This window comes from Nocardiopsis tropica, from assembly GCF_042660575.1.
Taxonomy (GTDB): Bacteria; Actinomycetota; Actinomycetes; order Streptosporangiales; family Streptosporangiaceae; genus Nocardiopsis; species Nocardiopsis tropica.
Window position 1 is genome coordinate 1 of sequence record NZ_JBHSUF010000016.1, and the last position, 16886, is coordinate 16886.

Consider the following 16886-nt stretch of genomic DNA (forward strand, 5'->3'; position numbering starts at 1 on the left):
GTACAACATGAGCGGCGCGCTGGCCGACGCCCCGATCTCGGGCCACTGGTTCTCGGCCCAGTTCCAGGAGCTGCTGGACAACGCCTACCCGCCGCTGAACTGATCCGGCCCGCCCCTCCGAGGTGCCGAGGGGGATGACTGAACAGGACGCCCGTCCGCTCACCGAGCGGGCGGGCGTCCGCCACGGGAACCCCGGGCGGCGCGCGGGGCGCGGCTCACGCTGATCCGGGAGCCGGCCCGCCGCTGGAGGCGCGTGCGACGAACTCGAAGCCCAGGACCTCGTGCACGGGGTCGTCGTTCACGGTGCGGCCCGCGAGGATCTCCACCACGCGCCGCGCCATGGCCTCCGTGGGCTGCTGCACCGTGGTCAGGGCGGGGATCGACACCAGGCAGTTGCGGGTGCCGTCGAACCCCACGACGGCCAGGTCGTCGGGGACCGTCAGTCCCGCCCGGTGGGCCGCGTACAGGACGCCGAACGCCTGCTCGTCGGTGGTGCAGTAGACGGCACGCGGCCGGTCCGCCCCGCTCAGCAGCGTGTAGGCGGACTCCGCGGCGTCGTGCCGTGAGATCTCCGAGCGGATCGTCCACGCGCGCACGCCCTCCGCGCCCGCGACCGCCCTGTCGAAGCCCGCGCGGTGCTGCCGTGCCCCGGTGGACTCGACCGGGCCGTTGAGCAGCACGATGCTCCCGTAGCCGTGCGCCAGGAGGTGCTCGGTGGCCCGCTGGGCGGCGGCCTCGTAGTCGATGGTGATCGACGAGGCGCGCTCGCGGTCCGAGATCGGGTGCAGCGCGACGACGGGGATGCCGGCCTCGAAGAACTCGCCGAGGTCGGGTTCGTCGCACACCGAGACCAGCACGACCGAGTCGACCTGGCGCTCGACGAGCGAGCGGGTGTGGCGGCGCTCCTGCTCCGCCGAGAGCGCGGAGTCGGCGATGAGCAGCAGGTTGCCCCGGACCCCCGCGGCGTCCTCGATGGCGCGGGCCAGTTCCGCGAAGTAGGGGTTGCAGATGTCGGGCACGATCAGCCCGATCGAGTGCGTCCGGCCGCTGGAGAGGGAGCGCGCCAGCGCGTTCGGCCGGTAGCCGAGCTCGGCCGCCGCGTCGAGGACCTTCTGCCGGGTCGCCGGGGCCACCCCGCGCGGTCCGTCGTTGAACACGTAGGAGACCACGGCGGTGGAGGTACCCGCCCGTCGCGCGACGTCCCGTGCTGTCGCCATGCGGCACCAGTCCCTTCCGTTCTCCCTAGCGTGAGGGTAGCCGTCCCCGCGGGCGGCCCGGGTGCGGGGGCGCCCGGAGGGCGCCGGGTCACGAATCGGGCCCCCGACCTTGTCATTTACCGTTCACATGAGGTTTGCTAGCTTATATCTAAGCGCATAGATCGCTGACTTCCCGGTGAAGGCCTCCGCGACCCAGCAGTGCCGTGCGAGCCGGAACCCGCCTCGAAAGGTCACCGTCCATGAGAAAACGACAGAGAGTCCTGGCGTCCGTCGCCGGAGCGGCATCCCTGGCACTGATCGCGGCCTGCTCCCCGGGCTCCGGTGACGGGGGCGGGGACGGGACGATCCAGTTCCTCGGCCCGGAGGACCCGGCCTTCTTCGAGCCCCTCATCGAGGCCTTCGAGGCCTCCCACGAGGGCTACACCGTCGAGTACACCCAGGTGCCCTTCGACCAGTACAACAGCACGGTCCAGCAGCGGCTCTCCGCGGGCGACGAGTCCATCGACGTCTACGCGGTCGACCAGCCCCGCGTGCCGTGGATGGCCGCCCAGGGGCTCCTGGAGGACCTCTCCGACCTGGAGGACCGCGCCCGCGAGGCCACCACGGAGGGCCAGTACTCCACCGGGATCCACCAGGACAAGCTCTGGGCCCTGCCCGTGTGGAACTCCACGCAGCTGATGTTCGTCAACCAGGACGCCCTCGCCGCCGCCGACATCGAGGGACCGGGCACCGACCCCTCCGAGCGCTGGACGTGGGAGCAGACCGCGGAGGCTGCCGAGGCGGCCCAGGAGGCCGGCACCGAGTGGGGCCTGCTCCTGGAGCAGACCGACTTCTACTACCAGCTCCAGCCGCTCATGGAGTCCAAGGGCGGCGGGAGCGGGGTCGTCGGCGAGGACATGCTCGACCAGGACGTCGCCAACGCCGAGTGGGTCGAGGCCATGGAGTGGTTCGGCGCGACCTTCGAGGACGGGCTCTCCCCGCGGGGCGTCGGCACCTTCGAGACCAGCCCCCTCTTCTCCGGCGGGGACGTCGCCTTCTTCGTCGGCGGCCCCTGGGACCTGGGGGAGTTCGCCGACTCCGACGTGGACTGGACGGTCGCGCCGATGCCCTACTTCGAGGGCGGCGAGGAGGTCACCCCCTCCGGGTCGTGGTCCTGGGGCGTCAACCCCGCCTCGCAGGCCAAGGACGCCGCACGCCTGTTCCTGGAGTACGCGGCGCTGGACCCCGCCGGCAACCTCGCCAGCACCGAGCGCCAGACGATCATCCCGGCCAACACCGAGGCCGCCGAGGAGTACCTGCCGCGCATGGACGCCCTGGCGGGCGACCGGAGCGCCGGAGCCGCCGACCTCATCTCCCACGAGGTGGCCAACACCGGGGTGGTGCGGCCCGTCACGGTCGGCTACGCCCAGTTCGAGGAGGTCATGAACACGGCCTTCGCGGACATCCGCAACGGCTCCGACGCCGCGTCCCGGCTGGAACAGGCCGGGGAGCAGCTCGAAGACGCCTGGGCCCCGCTGCGATGAGCGGTCCCTCCACACGGGCCGGGGACGGCGGGCGGGCCGTGGGCGCCCGCCCCCGGCCCGGCCACTACCGGCGCCCGTGGTGGCGCGGGACCGCGGCGGTCGCGCTCGCGTTCCTGCTGCCCTCGCTGGTGGCGCTCACCCTCCTGCGGCTGCTGCCCGGCGCGACGGCCCTCTGGGAGAGCCTGCACCACACGTCCCTGCTGTCCGGCAGGAGCTTCGTCGGACTCGGCAACTACCTCGACCTGTTCGCCAACGCCGACTTCCGCGGAGCGGTGGCGGTGACCCTGCTCTTCACCCTGGTGGTGAACCCGCTGCAGGTGGCGGTCTCCGTCGCGCTGGCGGTGCTGTACACGCGCCGCCGCATGGCCGGCTCCAAGGTGTGGCGTGCGCTGGTGATCCTGCCGATCGCCACCCCGCCCGCGGTCTCCGCCGTGGTCTGGAGCGTGATCTTCCGTCCCGAGGGCGGGCTCGCCAACGCCCTGCTGGCGGTGGTCGGACTGCCCCCTCAGGGGTTCCTGACCTCACCCGACCAGGCGCTGGCCTCGATCATCGTCCTGCTGTCGTGGATCGGCGTCGGCTACTGGATGCTGTTCCTCATCGCGGGGATCAACGACATCCCGGCCGAACTCTACGAGGCGGCGGAGCTGGACGGGGCGTCGCCGGTGCGCGCGTTCCTCAACGTCACCCTGCCGATGCTGCGCAGGCCGCTCTCGTTCGTCCTGGTCGCGGCCACCGTCTCCAACCTGCTGGTCTTCGCGCCCGTGCAGATCCTCACCGGGGGCGGGCCGGAGGGGTCCACGAACCTCCTCATGTACGACATCTACTCCCGCGCCTACTCGCTCGGCGACATGGGGCGCGCCCAGGCGGAGGTGGTCGTGCTGGTGGTGATCACCCTCGTGATCGTCGCCGTCCAGTTCCGCATGCTGCGAAGTGAGGACTGAGCGATGCCGACGAACACCTCCTCCGGCCCCGGGGCGCCGGCCGCCCGGGCGGACCGCCCCACAGGGCGGACACGGCGGCGCCCCCGCACACGGAGGGCCCTGATCACCGCCACGGGCGCCGTGGTGGGACTCGTCTTCGTGGTCCCGCTGCTCTGGGTGCTCACCAACTCCCTCAGGCCGAGCGCCGACACGTTCCGCTTCCTGTCGCCGGTCGGCTGGGAGACCTTCCTGACCCTGACACCGGCCCTCGACAACTACACGGCCCTGGTGGGGACGGGCCTGGGCCGGGGCATCCTCAACTCGCTGCTCATCAGCGCGGTCACGGTCGTGGTGGGGCTGGTGCTGTGCGCCACGGCCGCGTTCGGGCTCTCCGCGCTGCGGTTCCGCGGCCAGGGCGCGGTGTTCGCGGTGATCGTGGTCAGCTTCCTGATCCCGTTCGACGCGATCGCCATCCCGCTCGCGGACCTGTTCCGCGACTGGAACCTCCAGAACACCTTCACCGGGCTGATCCTGCCCGGCCTCGGCAACGGCATGGCGATCTTCATGCTGCGCAACTTCTTCCTCGCCGTCCCGGAGGAACTGGTGGAGGCCGGCCGCCTGGACGGCCTCAGCTGGTGGGGCGTGTTCTGGCGGATCTACCTGCCCCTGTCCAGGCCCGCGCTCATGGGGGCGGGCCTGATGCTGTTCCTGTTCCAGTGGCAGGCCTACGTGTGGCCGCTGCTCATGGGGACGGACGCCGAGCACGTCGTCGGCCCCGTCGCCCTGGCCAACATGCAGGGCCAGTTCAGCGTGGACTACGGCCTGATGTTCGCCGGGTCCGTGGTGCTGATCCTGGTGCCGCTGGTCGTGATCCTCTCCCTCCAGAAGTACTTCATCCAGTCCGTCTCGACCTCGGGGCTCAAGTGAGCCCGTCGAACCACACGAAAGGCTCCTCCATGCCCGCCGCCCCTACCGCCCGCGCCGTAGTCCTGGACACCGACATCGGAACGGACGTGGACGACGCCATGGCGCTCGCCCTGCTCCTCGGACTGCCGGGGGTGGACCTGCTCGGGGTCGCGACGGTGTACGGGGACACCGCGCTGCGCGCGCGGCTGGCCCGGCGCTACGGGGCCCTGGCCGGGCTCGCCCTGCCCGTGCGGGCCGGGGAGGGGAAGCCGCTCTCCGGCCGCGAGGTGTGGTGGGCGGGGCACGAGGGGTCGCTGCACACGGGCCTGGACGGGGAGGCCTACGAGGACGGGTCCGCCGTCGAGTGGCTGGTCCGCACGGTGGCCGAGCGGCCCGGGGAGGTCGACGTCCTCGCCATCGGTCCGCTGACCAACATCGCCCTGGCGCTGGAGGCCGATCCCGGCTTCGCGGAGAACGTGCGCACCCTGTGGGTGATGGGCGGCGCGTTCGACGACGTCGAGAGGACCGAGCACAACTTCCGGAGCGACGCCCTGGCCGCGCACCGGGTCTTCTCCTCGGGCATCCGCGCCGTGGTCACCGGCCTGGAGGTCACACGCAGGGTGAAGGTGCTGGAGCCGCACCTGCGCCGACTCGGGGCCGCGGGCGCGCTCGGCGGCGCGCTGGCCGCCGACATCGACCAGTGGTGGAAGTTCTGGGACGAGCAGTGGAACGTGCCCCACGACCCGGTGGCGGTCCTGAGCATGGCCAGACCGGAGCTGTTCACACTGTCCGAGCCGGGCACGGTCCTGATCGAGACGGAGGGGGAGGACGCCGGGGCGAGCGTCTTCAGGCCCGGCGGCGGTCGGACCCGCCTGGTCCGGGACCTGGACACGGCCGAGGTCCCGGAGGAGATCGTGCGGGGGATCGTCGCGGCGGGAACCGGGCGCGAGCCGGCGGCGGCAGAGGCCTGAAGCCGCCCGGGCTCCCCGGGAGGGGATGACGGGGCCTGCGCGTCCGGGGGCCGCTGCGTTCCACGGCCCCCGGGTGCGGGCCCCCGTGCTGCGGGGGAGCGCCACGCGCGGCCCCGGTGCCGTGGCCTCAGGCCGCCCCGAGGGCTGCGGCCAGGTCGTCGAGGCTCTTCGCCTCCAGGTCGAACGCGTCCGCCGCCCCGGGCGGGTCCCCGACGGGGCGTTCGACGTAGGCGGTCCTCATGCCCACCGCCTGGGCGCCCCGGAGGTCCCAGGCGTGGGCGGCGACCATGAGCAGGCGTTCCGGCGCGCAGCCCGCGTTGGCGATCGCGAGCCGGTAGACGTCGGGACGGGGCTTGTAGCTGCGCGCCTCCTCGGCCGAGAGCACCTGGTGCCAGCGCAGACCGGCGTGGGCGCCGATGCGGGTGAGCGCCGCGCGGCTCGCGTTCGACAGACCCACCACCGGGAAGCGGGAGGCGATCCTGTCCAGTGCCCGGACGGAGTCCGGCCAGGGGTCCAGCCGCTGCCCGGAGGCCGCCAGGGCGCGGATCGCGTCGGCGTCGCCGACACCGGCCCGGGCCGCGACGCGCGTCGCCGCCTCCAGGTCGAGCACCGTGCTGTCGGCGTAGGCGCGTCGGCCCGCGAGGATCTCCCGCTGCTGCTCGTCGACGTGTCCGTGCCACAGGGCGGCGAGCTCGCCCACCCCGGCCTCGTCGGTGTCCGGGAGCAGTGCGCGCAGACCGCGCCTGAGACCGGCGGGTTCGTCGACCATGGTCCCGAGGATGTCGAAGACGACCACGTCGATGTCGGGGTGGGGTGTCAAGGGGGTCGCTCCTGGGCGTCTCGGCCCGCGCGGTCCGGCGCGCGGGGCCCCGTCGGAGGGGCGCGGGGTTCGGCGCTGTGCCGGGTTCGCGGGCGAGCATAGTGCGCCGGGCCCCCCGTGTCAGGCGCGTTTATCCGACCTGCCGGTCCGCTGCCGGTCCCGGGCCTGCGGACCCGCGGCCGGGCGCCGACCCCCTGCCGCGAGGAATTCGCGGGCCCCGGAAAATGGCTCGACGGCTGCGCGGAGCCCTGCCACAGTGACGCGGTATGACGAACCCGGAACTTCTGACCGCCGCGGACGTGCGGCTCATGCAGGGTCTGGCGCAGCGTGTCACCGCCGTCCGCCCGGACCTGGTGAACAGCGACGCGTCATTCGGCGAGCTGGCGTGGAACTGGGGCAGGGGGCACGCCGCCGTCGGCGCGAGCTGGCGCCGCCGGCTGTGGTTCTCCGGCGGGGAGCTGGTGGCGTGGGGCTGGGCCCACCTGCCGCGCCGCGTGGAGCTGAGCGATGGATCGGTGAAGGACGTCACCAGCACCTATCTGGCGTACCAGGTGCATCCCGACCACGCAGGGCTGGTCGACGAGGTGATCGACTGGTACGACACCACGGCGGCCGGTCTCGAGCGCTCCGTGCTGCCAGGCGCCTCCGACGGGTTCGCCCTGCGGCGGTGGACGGAGCACGGGTACGTGACCGATCCGGCCTCCCTCGGCGACACGGGGGACTGGACCCAGCTCAACGTGCGGGACCTCGCCGACGTGGAACAGCCGGTGCTGCCCGCCGGGTACCGGTTCCGCACCGCCGACGAGGCCGGGCCGGAGGCCGCGGTCCGGGCCCACCTGGACGCCTGGGCCCCCTCGGCGTACACGGCCGAGGGGTACCGGGGCGTCCGGCAGACGGACGGGTACCGGGGCGACCTGCACCTGCTGGTGGAGGCGCCGGACGGGACCATGGCGGCCTCGGCCGTCATGTGGCTCGACGAGGCGAACAGGACCGTCGAGTTCGAGCCCGTCGGGACGCACCCGGACCACCGGCGCCTGGGGCTGGGAAGGGCGATGCTCCTGCACGGGATGCTTCTGGCGCGGGCGGCCGGGGCCGTTCAGGCGACGGTCGCCTGCCTGGGCGCGCCGGGTCATCCCGGGGCGCGCGGACTGTACTACGGCGTCGGGTTCCGGGAGTTCACACGGGACGCGCCGCTCGTCAAGGCCGGGACCCCGGGCTGAGGAGCGGTCGTTCGGGCAACCACCGGACCGTCCCATCGATGAGGGAGGAACACCGTGCAACGGCGCCCCTTGCTGTTCGTCGACATCGACGGCCCGCTCAACCCCTACGACCGCGGCAACCGCAGTGCCCGACGCGCCGGGTACGTCCGCCACAGCATCGAGGGGTTCACGGTCAAGCTCAAGCGGGCCCACGGCGCCGCACTCCTCGCCCTGCCGTTCGAGCTGGTCTGGGCGACCACCTGGAGGGACGACGCCAACACCCTGATCGGCCCCCGCATCGGCCTGCCCCGACTGCCGGTGTGCGAGTTCCCCTCCGGCGACGAGGGGGCGCCGGAGCCGGTCCACTTCAAGACCCCGGGCATCGTGGGGTACGCGGCGGGACGCGCCTTCGCGTGGATCGACGACGAGGTCACCGGAGCCGACCGCGCGTGGGTGGCGGAGCGGCACGGCGGACCGGCGCTGCTGCACCGGGTCGACCCGGCGGCCGGTCTGAGGGCGGCGGACTTCGGGGCACTGGCGGCATGGGCGGAGGACCCCGTCCCGCCGGCACCCTGACCGCACACTCCCGGTCGGCCGGACACCCCGGGAACCACGCGACGTTCCGGGCGCACCGGCGGAGGACCCGCGGTCCCCGGACCGCGGAGGTCCTGGGCCGGCGACGCCGCCCTTCGAGACGGGGGACGCGCTGCCGATCGCGGATCGGCCTCAGGGCCCCGCGCAGCGCGCCGGGGGCGCGGCCCCGGTTCAGGGGGACCCGTCGCGCCCGTGCAGCAGGCAGAACTCGTTGCCCTCCGGGTCGGCCAGCACCGTCCACCGGGCGTCCTCGGGCTGCCCCACGTCCACCGTCACCGCACCCAGCCCCCTCAGCCTCTCCAGCTCCTGGGCCACCGTCAGTCCGCCCGTGACCCTCAGGTCCAGGTGCAGGCGGTTCTTGACGGTCTTGCGCTCGGGCACGGTGAACACGTCGATCCCGATCCCGGCGTCCCCGGACGGGGCGAGGGTGAGCCCGTCCTCCGCCTCGTCCACGATCGGCCAGTCCAGGACACGGCTCCAGAATCCGGCCACTGTCCTGGCATCGGTCGCGTCGATGGCGACCACTGCGATTCGGCTTCCCATGGCCGGGACCCTGCAGGACGGCCCCGCGGACCTGTCGCACGCTCCCCAGGCGTTCCCGGGGCGGACCTACCCCCGGCCCCCGTCGCCCAGCCGCGCGTCGCGCACGGCGTTGGCGACGAGGACCCGGTTCGGGGCGTCCAGCTTGGCCATCACCCGGCCCACGACCGCCTTGACGTTGCTGACGCTCATGAAGAGGGCCTCGGCGATCTCGGTGTTGGACAGGCCCCGGCTCACGGCGAGCGCCACCTCGCGTTCGCGGGCCGAGAGCACGGCCACGCGCTCCCGCGCGCCTCGCAGCGCCTCGTCCTCGGCGCTCCCGACGGCGAGGTCGATGAGCCGCCGGGTGGCCGCGTCGGCCAGGTGCGGGCGCCGCCGGTGGACCGCGAGGACTCCCTCGACGAGTTCGTCCGGGGGCGCGTCCTTGAGCAGGAAGCCGCTCGCGCCCGCGCGCAGGGCGCGGACCAGGGCGCGGTCCGAGTCCAGGGTGGTGAGGACGAGCACGGGCGGCGCGCCGGGGGCGCCGCGGATGCGCTCGGTCGCGGCCACCCCGTCGGTGCCGGGCATGCGCAGGTCCATGAGGACCACGTCGGGGGCGTGCTCGGCGACGACCCGCACCGCCTCCTCGCCGTCGCCGGCCTCCGCGACGACCTCGACCGGCCCGCCGCCGAGGAGCAGGCGCAGGCCGCGCCTGACCATCGGGTCGTCGTCGACGACCACCACTCGTACGGGTTCGCTCACGGCGACCATGGTAGGCGCACCCTCAGCTCGAAGCGGTCCTCCGTCTCGCCCCAGTCCAGGGAGCCCCCGCAGATGGCGGCGCGCTCGGCCAGCCCCACGAGCCCCACCCCCGGGCCCGGCGCGCCCTCGGCGGGGGAGCGGGGGAGGGGGTTGGCGACCTCGATGAGGACGGTCCCGTCGGCCTCGGGCACGACGCGCACGTCCACCGGCCCGGGCGCGCCGTGCTTGCGGGCGTTGGTGAGGGCCTCCTGGAGGATGCGGTAGGCGTGGCGGCCCACGTTCGCGGGCGCCGGGAGACGGCCGCTCACCTCGTCGTGCACCCGCAGCCGCACACCCGCCCTGCGGTTCTCCTCCCACAGGCGCCCGAGCTCGTCGAAGGTCGGCTGCGGCCGGTCCCCGTGCCCGTCCTCCGCCGAGCGCAGGTCGGAGAGGACGCCGCGGACCTCCGCGAGCGACTGGCGGGTGTTGGCGAGGATCTCCCGGGCCAGGGCGTCCCGGTCGGCGGGACCGAGGTCCGGGCGGTGGGTGAGCGCGGAGGCGTTCAGCGAGATGAGCGTGAGCCGGTGGGCCAGCACGTCGTGCATCTCCCGGGCGATGCGGTTGCGCTCCTCCATCCTGGCGTTCTCCACGCGGAAGCGCTGCTGCCGCTCGGCGTCGAGTGCCCGCTCCCGCAGCACGCGGACCAGGTCGACGCGGGCGCCCCGGTAGGCCGAGGCCGCGGCCAGGGCGGCGACGGCGGCGGCCACGAGCAGCAGCTCGACCCACAGGGGCCCGATCGGGCTCACGGGGGACCAGGGGTTGTGCAGGCACAAGGCCAGGGCGGCGGCGAAGACCCCGCACAGGGGCACGACCGTCCGCCACCTCCTCCCCGAGGCCTCCCGGGCGACCGCGAGCGCGGCCAGTCCGGCGGAGGCCGACGACACGGCCGGCGCGGCGGCGACCAGCCACGGGGCCCAGGGGCGGTCCCCGAACCGGCGGTTCCCCGCGATGAGCACGGCTCCCAGTGCGGCGTCGGCCGCCAGGAGGGGCCAGGGGACGGTGATCATGTTGCCGAGGTAGGAGTCGGTGGCCGCGAGGGCGGCGAACACCACGGTCGACCAGGGGGCGAGACTGCCGAGAATCCTCACGAGCACACCGTATAGCCGCTGTTCACCGGGGTTGTCCGCAGCGGCGGACCTCCGGAGAAGCGGGTACCGCGGTCCTCTCCGGACGGTACCCGCGGCCACCCCGCCGGTACCCGGGTACACGCCCCCGGGCCCCCGGTCGGCCCCGACCGGGACCCGGGGCGGCGGGCCCGGCACCCGGGACACTGCCCTCCACGGCGGCGCCTCCCTAGCGTGATCGGTGCTGCCCCGGAACACGTCCGGGGCACGACCACGACGACAAGGAGTCGCATGTCAGCGGTGCTCTTGGTCGCGTCGATGATCGCGTTCGCGGGCGCGGTCACCATCGCGGCGGCCCGTTTCCTCTCTCCCGGCGGGACGAAGGGGTACGCCCTCCCCGGCGCCCTGCTCCTCGTCTACGCCGTCCTCTTCGGCCTGTGGATCGTGATCCCGTGACCCTGCTCGACATCCGCGGCGTCTCCATGGCCCACGGCCGCCACCAGGTGCTCCGGGACGTCGACCTGCGGGTCGAAACCGGCCGGGTGTACGGACTGCTCGGCCCCAACGGCTCGGGCAAGACCACCCTGCTCAAGTCGGTCCTGGGCGCCAACGACCACACCGGAGCCGTCGAGCACGCCAGGGGCCTGCGCATCGGCCGCCTGATCGAGTACCCGGCGTTCTACGGCAGCCTCTCCCTGCGGGAGAACCTGGAACTGCACGCCCGCTACCTGGGGACCCCTTTGGGCGAGGTCCCCGGTCTGCTGGAGGAGGTCGGCCTGGGCGGCCGGGCGGACCTGCGCTTCTCCCGCACCTCCCTGGGCATGCGGCAGCGGCTCGGCATCGCCCGGGCGCTCCTGGGAGAACCCGGCCTGGTGCTGCTGGACGAGCCGACGAACGGCCTGGACCCCCTCGGCATCCGCGACATCAGGGAGCTGATCCGGGCCGTCCAGAGCGAACGGGGGACGAGCATGATCGTCTCCAGCCACAACCTGACCGAGATCGCCTCCCTCGCCGACCACCTGCTGTTCATGCGGGAGGGCCGGATCGTCCGGCGCATGGACGCCTCCGAGGTCCTGGGCGACCTGGAGGAGCTGTACGCCGCGATACTGGGGGAGGGCGCATGAGGACGCTGGTCGCCAACGAGGTCCGCAAGATCCGCAGGGAGAGGTTCGTGTGGGCCGTCCTGGTCCTGAACGTCGTCCCCTTCGCCCTGGTGGTCGCCAACCACGCGGTGAACGGCGGGGAGCCCACCCCGGACCGCTTCTACTTCACCTTCCACAACCAGTACACGATGGTCCTTCCCCTGGTGGTGTGCGCGACCGTCGCGGCCTGCTTCCACACCGAGTTCAGGAACGGCACCTACTTCGAGTGGCTGACCTGCGGCCGCTCCAGGCCCGCCCTGTGGGCGGCGAAGCTGGCCGTCGCCTGCTCCCTGGTGGTGCTGATGGCGGCGGTGAACCACGTGGGCCTGGTGGTGTTCTTCCTGGTCGAGAACCCCGGAGCCGGGATCCTGCGGATGAGCGCCGCCTACTGGCTCCTCGTCGGCGTCTCGATCGCCTCCGTCGCGCTCCTGTGCGCCCTGCTGACGCTGGTGACCCGCAACGTCGTCATCGTGAACGTCTTCGGGATCGGCCTGACCGTGGCCACCCTCGTGTTCATGGCCGCCGACTTCTCGTACGTGATCCCCACGTGCTTCGCCTACCGGATCAGCCTGGGCATGATCGTCCCCGACGCGGCCTACCCGGACCCCGCGCAGGCCCTCACCGCGGGCTGGGCGGTGACGGCCCTGTCCCTCGTGCTGCCGCTGGCGGCCAACCTCGCGTTCGTCACGCGCCGCCGGTACCTGCGCTGACACGGGGCTGTCTTGCGGAGGTGGACCGGCCCGGGGACGTGCCCCGGGCCGGTCCGCCTGTGCGGCGCGGCGGTGTGCCCGGGGCGGGGCACACGCGCCGGGAACCGGGATCAGCGCCCGGTCGCGCCGTCGATCTGCTCGCGGAGGATGTCGGCGTGGCCGGCGTGGCGGCCGGTCTCCTCGATCATGTGGACGAGGGCCCACCGGACGCTGGGGGCGGGACGGCCCGGCCGCGTCCGGGGGAGCGGTGCGCCGAGGTCGGCGCACCCGTCGAGAACGGCGTTCGCGCGCTCGACCGTCCTCTCGTAGCGGGCGACGACGTCGGCCACGCCGTCCTCGGGCCCGGCCCGGAACGTCGCCTGCCAGTCGGTGACCTCCTCACCGAGGAACATCGCGCCCTCGACGGAGGCCAGGTGGTCGAGCAGGCCTAGCAGGTTCGTGCCGGAGGGGACCCCGGCCGACCGGACCTGCGGTTCGGGGGCGCCGGCGACCTTCGCGGCCATCGAGGCCCGCAGGTAGTCGAGGAACCCGCGCAGGACCTCGGCCTCACCGCCGCCGGTCCGCGGCGGAGGGGTGTCGCCGCGGCGGTCGCGGCGGTGGAGGGTCGGCACGGTGGCCTCCTTCGTCGGTGGAGCGGTTCCCTGCACCGGTCAGGCGGTGCGGCGGACGATCAGGACGTGGTCGGTGACCTCGGCGGTGCTCCCGTCCGGACCCGTCGCGATCCGGCGGGGGGCCTCGGCCCGCTCGACCGTCCACGACGCCGGGTCCAGGGCGATGCCCTCGGCGACCTCCTGCGGGGACGGGAACCGGGCGTCGGGGTCCTGGTTCCACGACCACGGCGCGACCGAACCGTGGTCGACGACCAGGAGCCGCCCGCCCGGACGCAGCGCGTGCGCCGCCGAGCGCAGGACGGCCGCCCGGTCCAGGGCGAAGAAGGTCTGGAGGTAGTGGGCGCTGACCAGGTCGAACCGGCCCTGCGGGAAGGACGCGTCCAGGTCGTGCCGCTCGGCGGCGACCAGGTCGCCCAGGCCGTGTGAGCGGGCGAGGCCGGTGAGGCGCTCGACCGCCACGGCCGAGATGTCCACGGCGGTGACCTGCCACCCGCGCCGGGCGAGCCACAGTGCGTCACCGCCGCCTCCGCACCCCAGGTCCAGCACACGGCCGGGCGGCAGGTCCGCGACCACCTCGGTGAGGCGGGCGTTGGGTTGCGGGTCGGTGGCCGCGGGGTGGGACGAGTGGACGTCGTTCCAGAACGTGACCGCATCGGTGGTGTCCATAAGGGCTCCTTCAGTCGGAATGCTCCCAGTCTCACCGCACCCACCACGATCTGGCACGAAAACTTGCGGTTCTGGCAAGCTGGCGGGATGGACCGTGAAACAGAAGACGTTCTCGACGTGGTCGGACCCCGACTGCGCGCGCTGCGCCGCGAGCGCGGCATCACCCTCGCCGACCTCGCCGCGACGACCGGGGTCTCGGAGAGCACCCTGTCCCGGCTGGAGAGCGGCCGGCGCCGGGCGACCCTGGAACTGCTGCTGCCGCTGGCCCGCACCTACGACGTCCCCCTGGACGTCCTGGTCGGCGCCCCGCGCACCGGGGACCCCCGGATCCACCTGAAGCCGATCCGCCGGTTCGGAATGGTCTTCGTGCCGCTGTCCAGGCGGCCGGGCGGCACGCAGGCGTTCAAGATGGTCATCCCCGCCGTGCCCGCCCCGCTCGAACCGACACCGAAGACCCACGAGGGGTTCGAGTGGCTGTACGTGCTCAACGGGCGCCTGCGGCTCGTGCTCGGCGAGCGGGACCTGACGCTGCCGCCCGGCGAGGTGGCCGAGTTCGACACGTCCCAGCCGCACTGGCTGGGCAGCGCCGACGGCGGGGCGGTCGAGCTCCTCATCCTGTTCGACCTGCAGGGGGTGCGCGCGCACGTGCGCACGGGTACCGCGTCCCAGGGCAGCTGAGACGCGGTCGGGGCCGGGACGAACGCCCGGGCGGGAGCCTCCGGCCGCCCCACTCCCGGGGCCGGGAGCCGCGCACGGCTCGGGCCCGCCCCGCGGCTCACCGCAGCCCCGGAGCGGGCCCGAACGCTGCTCAGAAGAAGAACCCCGCGACGCCCCGTCCGGCCGCGACCGCGGTCCGGCACCAGTCCATGCAGGACTCGGCGGCGCTCAGGACGGAGGGGTCCAGGGCAGCCTTGCCCTCATCGGTGGCGGCCTCCCACTGTTCGAGGGCCTTGCGGCACTCGGTGAGGCTCCACTCGCCGTAGCACGGCTCGAGCTCGGGCGCGGGAAGGGGTGAGGGCACACAGCCGAAACTGAACTCCTCGACGCCGACCGCGGTCACCCCCAGCTCCGCCAAGCCCTTGTCGACCGTCTCCAGCCACCCCGACCTCATGGGGCTGAAGTCGTTGTTGAACAGGGAGCGGCCGTGGAACGCGCAGATCCACTTGTAGGCGTAGCCGTACACGAAGCCGTACTGCTCGTCGAAGGGGCCGCCCTCGATGACCGCGCGGATCGCGTCGCGGATGGAGGGGCCGCCCTCGTCGGAGACGTGGGAGAACTGGTCGTCGAAGCCGCTCAGGTGCTGTTTGAACCGGCCGCCGATCATCCGGCGGAGCTTGTCGTCCTTCGACCCCACGGATGCGTGCAGGACGTCGAGGTCGACCACGTATGTCGTCAGCGAGTAGCTCATAGCGGGGAAGCTATCGCCCGGCGACGACATCGGGGAGCGGAGGTCGGTGCCGGTGGTCTCCAGGGGCCGGGGGAGCGAACCCGTGCCGGTGACGCCCGTCTCCGTCGGAGCGCTGCATCCCATGTCGGTCCTCCTCGTCCCTTCCTGCGGCCCGCCGGGGCCGGCCCGGTCTCGGTGCCGGTCCGGTCAGTCCTGCGCGGTGGCGGTGTCGGTCTTGACCAGGCGCTTGGTGGAGCGGCGGAAGGCCCAGACGACGGCGACGGCGGCCAGGGTGGTCAGGGGGAAGCCGGTCACGGTGTCGGCGATGGCCAGGCCGGCGGTGGAGTCGGCGACGTAGAGCCACTGGCGGACGATGAACCGGCCGGCGAAGACCGCGGTTATGGCGAGGGTCGCCAGGTCGTGCACGAGCAGGGTGGGACGGTCCTCGCGCCAGGGGTGGGCGCCGCCGTGGACGGCGTTCCAGATGACGCCGGTGAGCGGGCGGCGGACCAGGAGGGAGAGGAGCGTGACGATCCCTCCGGCGAAGGAGGCCCAGATCCCGATGAGGAAGAAGTCGTTGGCCGACCCGGTCATGGCGGAGACGCCTCCGGCGGCCGCGACGCCGAACACCCCGCCCAGCGCGGACATGAGCTTCTCGCCGCGCCACATCCGGAAGACGGCCAGGGCGGCGGCGATGGCGATCGCGGCGCCGATGGCGGCCATGAGCGACATGAAGGGGACGGCCAGGGCGAAGGCCACGACCGGCAGGGTCGTGTAGACCATCCCGGAGGGGCCGCCCAGCCCGTCGAGCACGGCCTGCTTCATGTCCACCGGCTGCTCGGGAGCCTCGTCGGCGCGGTCGGGTCCGGGGACGGGGGGCGGGGTGAGGCCGGGGGAGGTCTCGTGGGTGAGGCCGGTGTCGAGGTCCTTGGCTGCGGTCATCGCGTCCTCCCGGTGGGTTCGTCGTGAGTGGTTCTGTGCCGCTGTGGAACCAGTCAAAACCGTGCCGTTGCGGCATGGTCAACCTGCTCGTCACGAAAAGTCCCCGGGCGCGACGGTGAGTGATGCCCTCTCCGGGTTCCTGACCTGCGGAGATCCTGTGCGATGAAAAAATCGAACTTTCCGTCGGTCCCTGACGGTTCTCCGACGCGTCCGTGCCGGGGAGTGCGGCCTTTCGGTCACGTCCGCCCCTCCGGGCCCGTGCGGCGCCCCGCTCCCAGGACTGCGCGGCCCGTTCCGGCGGGGTCGGCCGCGCGTGCCCGGAGCGGAGCTTTCTTCGCTCCGCTCTGAGCCGCTCGGGAGACCCGGTGCCCGTGCGGTTGGCCTCAGTCCACCCCGAGGTGTGGGGGTCGCGTGGCTCGTTTCACTGCCGCCCTCACAGCGTGCTCTCATCGGGATGATGCTCGACCGGCTGGTCGGCGCCGGGAAAGGCCGAGCCGTACCGGCGGTTGTGGGGCGAGGCTGACGTGTCGAGGGGCGACGTCGAGACGGTCGCCGGCCAGGCCTGCATGGAGGTGCCGCAGGGATGACGGAAGCCCGCCCCCAGGGAAGCGGGGCGGGCTTCGGTGTCTACATGAGTTCAGCGCGCCGAGCCAGGGCGTGGAGAGTGATGACGCCGACGGCGATCAGGGCCCAGATGGCCCAGGCCCACCACGCTGCGCCCGGCAAGAGGGTGATCAGGGCGAGGGCGAGCGTCGCCCACGAAATCCAGACCCACGTTTTCGTGCTCATGGTCTCCCTCGGGGCTTGGGGGTCAGGTGAGAGTCCACGCCGGATCATAGTCCGGGTGGTCGGTGTAGGGGGCGGGCGGGAATCCGGAGACGCGCCGCCCCGACC

General features: G+C 73.2%; 20 protein-coding genes. 10 read left to right on the forward strand and 10 right to left on the reverse strand.

What is annotated here, in order from left to right; translation table 11 throughout:
- Positions 1 to 215: 215 nt before the first annotated feature.
- A complete protein-coding gene (locus tag ACFQBR_RS23720) occupies positions 216 to 1217 on the reverse strand; it encodes a LacI family DNA-binding transcriptional regulator (protein WP_344181954.1) in 1002 nt (333 codons plus the stop codon).
- A gap of 239 nt (positions 1218 to 1456) precedes the next feature.
- On the opposite strand from ACFQBR_RS23720, the gene ACFQBR_RS23725 reads away from it, so the two are divergent.
- The 4 genes from ACFQBR_RS23725 to ACFQBR_RS23740 are packed head-to-tail and all read left to right on the forward strand — an operon-like array spanning position 1457 to position 5537.
- Complete coding sequence (locus ACFQBR_RS23725) at positions 1457 to 2740, forward strand: sugar ABC transporter substrate-binding protein (RefSeq protein ID WP_267945286.1); 1284 nt, start codon at positions 1457 to 1459, stop codon at positions 2738 to 2740.
- Positions 2737 to 3681 carry a carbohydrate ABC transporter permease gene (locus tag ACFQBR_RS23730; RefSeq protein WP_344181951.1) on the forward strand — a complete coding sequence of 315 codons (945 nt, stop codon included), beginning with the start codon at positions 2737 to 2739 and terminating at the stop codon, positions 3679 to 3681. Before ACFQBR_RS23725 ends, ACFQBR_RS23730 begins: the two co-directional genes overlap by 4 nt.
- 3 nt (positions 3682 to 3684) lie before the next feature.
- Positions 3685 to 4587, forward strand: a complete 903-nt coding sequence (locus ACFQBR_RS23735; protein WP_344181949.1) for a carbohydrate ABC transporter permease — start codon at positions 3685 to 3687, stop codon at positions 4585 to 4587.
- A gap of 29 nt (positions 4588 to 4616) precedes the next feature.
- Positions 4617 to 5537, forward strand: coding sequence for a nucleoside hydrolase (locus tag ACFQBR_RS23740; protein WP_344181947.1), 921 nt, complete (start codon positions 4617 to 4619; stop codon positions 5535 to 5537).
- A 127-nt stretch (positions 5538 to 5664) separates the two neighbouring features.
- Here the strand turns inward: ACFQBR_RS23740 and ACFQBR_RS23745 are convergent, their stop codons facing one another.
- Positions 5665 to 6357, reverse strand: coding sequence for a haloacid dehalogenase type II (locus tag ACFQBR_RS23745; RefSeq protein ID WP_344181945.1), 693 nt, complete (start codon positions 6355 to 6357; stop codon positions 5665 to 5667).
- A 266-nt stretch (positions 6358 to 6623) separates the two neighbouring features.
- Here ACFQBR_RS23745 and ACFQBR_RS23750 point away from each other — a divergent pair, with 266 nt between their 5' ends.
- Together ACFQBR_RS23750 and ACFQBR_RS23755 are read left to right on the forward strand one after the other, a co-directional pair.
- Positions 6624 to 7577, forward strand: a complete 954-nt coding sequence (locus ACFQBR_RS23750; protein ID WP_344181943.1) for a GNAT family N-acetyltransferase — start codon at positions 6624 to 6626, stop codon at positions 7575 to 7577.
- Positions 7578 to 7631: 54 nt separating this feature from the next.
- Entirely contained in the window at positions 7632 to 8132 is a 501-nt protein-coding gene (locus ACFQBR_RS23755; protein WP_344181941.1) for a hypothetical protein, read from the forward strand.
- 189 nt (positions 8133 to 8321) lie between these two features.
- Here the strand turns inward: ACFQBR_RS23755 and ACFQBR_RS23760 are convergent, their stop codons facing one another.
- From ACFQBR_RS23760 to ACFQBR_RS23770, 3 genes are all read right to left on the reverse strand, one after another.
- A complete protein-coding gene (locus tag ACFQBR_RS23760) occupies positions 8322 to 8693 on the reverse strand; it encodes a VOC family protein (protein ID WP_344181939.1) in 372 nt (123 codons plus the stop codon).
- Positions 8694 to 8759: 66 nt separating this feature from the next.
- Positions 8760 to 9440 carry a response regulator transcription factor gene (locus tag ACFQBR_RS23765; protein WP_344181937.1) on the reverse strand — a complete coding sequence of 227 codons (681 nt, stop codon included), beginning with the start codon at positions 9438 to 9440 and terminating at the stop codon, positions 8760 to 8762.
- Positions 9428 to 10558 (reverse strand): sensor histidine kinase, encoded by a 1131-nt coding sequence (locus tag ACFQBR_RS23770; protein ID WP_344181935.1) that lies wholly within the window; start codon positions 10556 to 10558, stop codon positions 9428 to 9430. The genes ACFQBR_RS23765 and ACFQBR_RS23770 overlap by 13 nt, the downstream gene beginning before the upstream one ends.
- A gap of 267 nt (positions 10559 to 10825) precedes the next feature.
- On the opposite strand from ACFQBR_RS23770, the gene ACFQBR_RS23775 reads away from it, so the two are divergent.
- Genes ACFQBR_RS23775 through ACFQBR_RS23785 form a run of 3 tightly spaced genes read left to right on the forward strand, consistent with a single transcriptional unit; the run spans position 10826 to position 12386 of the window.
- Entirely contained in the window at positions 10826 to 10990 is a 165-nt protein-coding gene (locus ACFQBR_RS23775; RefSeq protein ID WP_267945277.1) for a histidine kinase, read from the forward strand.
- Positions 10987 to 11658 carry an ABC transporter ATP-binding protein gene (locus ACFQBR_RS23780; RefSeq protein ID WP_344181932.1) on the forward strand — a complete coding sequence of 224 codons (672 nt, stop codon included), beginning with the start codon at positions 10987 to 10989 and terminating at the stop codon, positions 11656 to 11658. Before ACFQBR_RS23775 ends, ACFQBR_RS23780 begins: the two co-directional genes overlap by 4 nt.
- Positions 11655 to 12386, forward strand: coding sequence for an ABC transporter permease (locus tag ACFQBR_RS23785; RefSeq protein WP_344181930.1), 732 nt, complete (start codon positions 11655 to 11657; stop codon positions 12384 to 12386). Before ACFQBR_RS23780 ends, ACFQBR_RS23785 begins: the two co-directional genes overlap by 4 nt.
- A gap of 110 nt (positions 12387 to 12496) precedes the next feature.
- Here ACFQBR_RS23785 and ACFQBR_RS23790 read toward each other — a convergent pair whose 3' ends face one another.
- Positions 12497 to 12997: a DinB family protein gene (locus tag ACFQBR_RS23790; RefSeq protein WP_344181928.1), complete on the reverse strand. Its 501-nt coding sequence runs from the start codon at positions 12995 to 12997 to the stop codon at positions 12497 to 12499.
- Positions 12998 to 13036: 39 nt separating this feature from the next.
- Positions 13037 to 13663: a class I SAM-dependent methyltransferase gene (locus ACFQBR_RS23795; protein WP_344181927.1), complete on the reverse strand. Its 627-nt coding sequence runs from the start codon at positions 13661 to 13663 to the stop codon at positions 13037 to 13039.
- A gap of 87 nt (positions 13664 to 13750) precedes the next feature.
- Here ACFQBR_RS23795 and ACFQBR_RS23800 point away from each other — a divergent pair, with 87 nt between their 5' ends.
- Positions 13751 to 14341: a helix-turn-helix domain-containing protein gene (locus ACFQBR_RS23800; protein ID WP_344181926.1), complete on the forward strand. Its 591-nt coding sequence runs from the start codon at positions 13751 to 13753 to the stop codon at positions 14339 to 14341.
- A gap of 130 nt (positions 14342 to 14471) precedes the next feature.
- Here ACFQBR_RS23800 and ACFQBR_RS23805 read toward each other — a convergent pair whose 3' ends face one another.
- The 3 genes from ACFQBR_RS23805 to ACFQBR_RS23815 all read right to left on the reverse strand — a co-directional run bounded on the left by ACFQBR_RS23805 (position 14472) and on the right by ACFQBR_RS23815 (position 16781).
- Entirely contained in the window at positions 14472 to 15071 is a 600-nt protein-coding gene (locus tag ACFQBR_RS23805; RefSeq protein ID WP_344181958.1) for a DUF7691 family protein, read from the reverse strand.
- 186 nt (positions 15072 to 15257) lie between these two features.
- Positions 15258 to 15992: a DUF3159 domain-containing protein gene (locus ACFQBR_RS23810; RefSeq protein WP_344181925.1), complete on the reverse strand. Its 735-nt coding sequence runs from the start codon at positions 15990 to 15992 to the stop codon at positions 15258 to 15260.
- A gap of 627 nt (positions 15993 to 16619) precedes the next feature.
- Positions 16620 to 16781 carry a hypothetical protein gene (locus ACFQBR_RS23815; RefSeq protein WP_267945269.1) on the reverse strand — a complete coding sequence of 54 codons (162 nt, stop codon included), beginning with the start codon at positions 16779 to 16781 and terminating at the stop codon, positions 16620 to 16622.
- Positions 16782 to 16886: the final 105 nt, after the last annotated feature.

Coding starts and splice junctions, on each gene's coding strand:
- ACFQBR_RS23760 (WP_344181939.1), bottom strand. CDS start 8,693: ATGGGAAGCCGAATCGCAGTGGTCGCCATCGACGCGACCGATGCCAGG.
- ACFQBR_RS23725 (WP_267945286.1), top strand. CDS start 1,457: ATGAGAAAACGACAGAGAGTCCTGGCGTCCGTCGCCGGAGCGGCATCC.
- ACFQBR_RS23740 (WP_344181947.1), top strand. CDS start 4,617: ATGCCCGCCGCCCCTACCGCCCGCGCCGTAGTCCTGGACACCGACATC.
- ACFQBR_RS23805 (WP_344181958.1), bottom strand. CDS start 15,071: ATGAGCTACTCGCTGACGACATACGTGGTCGACCTCGACGTCCTGCAC.
- ACFQBR_RS23720 (WP_344181954.1), bottom strand. CDS start 1,217: ATGGCGACAGCACGGGACGTCGCGCGACGGGCGGGTACCTCCACCGCC.
- ACFQBR_RS23800 (WP_344181926.1), top strand. CDS start 13,751: ATGGACCGTGAAACAGAAGACGTTCTCGACGTGGTCGGACCCCGACTG.
- ACFQBR_RS23785 (WP_344181930.1), top strand. CDS start 11,655: ATGAGGACGCTGGTCGCCAACGAGGTCCGCAAGATCCGCAGGGAGAGG.
- ACFQBR_RS23795 (WP_344181927.1), bottom strand. CDS start 13,663: ATGGACACCACCGATGCGGTCACGTTCTGGAACGACGTCCACTCGTCC.
- ACFQBR_RS23810 (WP_344181925.1), bottom strand. CDS start 15,992: ATGACCGCAGCCAAGGACCTCGACACCGGCCTCACCCACGAGACCTCC.
- ACFQBR_RS23815 (WP_267945269.1), bottom strand. CDS start 16,781: ATGAGCACGAAAACGTGGGTCTGGATTTCGTGGGCGACGCTCGCCCTC.
- ACFQBR_RS23775 (WP_267945277.1), top strand. CDS start 10,826: ATGTCAGCGGTGCTCTTGGTCGCGTCGATGATCGCGTTCGCGGGCGCG.
- ACFQBR_RS23730 (WP_344181951.1), top strand. CDS start 2,737: ATGAGCGGTCCCTCCACACGGGCCGGGGACGGCGGGCGGGCCGTGGGC.
- ACFQBR_RS23735 (WP_344181949.1), top strand. CDS start 3,685: ATGCCGACGAACACCTCCTCCGGCCCCGGGGCGCCGGCCGCCCGGGCG.
- ACFQBR_RS23750 (WP_344181943.1), top strand. CDS start 6,624: ATGACGAACCCGGAACTTCTGACCGCCGCGGACGTGCGGCTCATGCAG.
- ACFQBR_RS23765 (WP_344181937.1), bottom strand. CDS start 9,440: ATGGTCGCCGTGAGCGAACCCGTACGAGTGGTGGTCGTCGACGACGAC.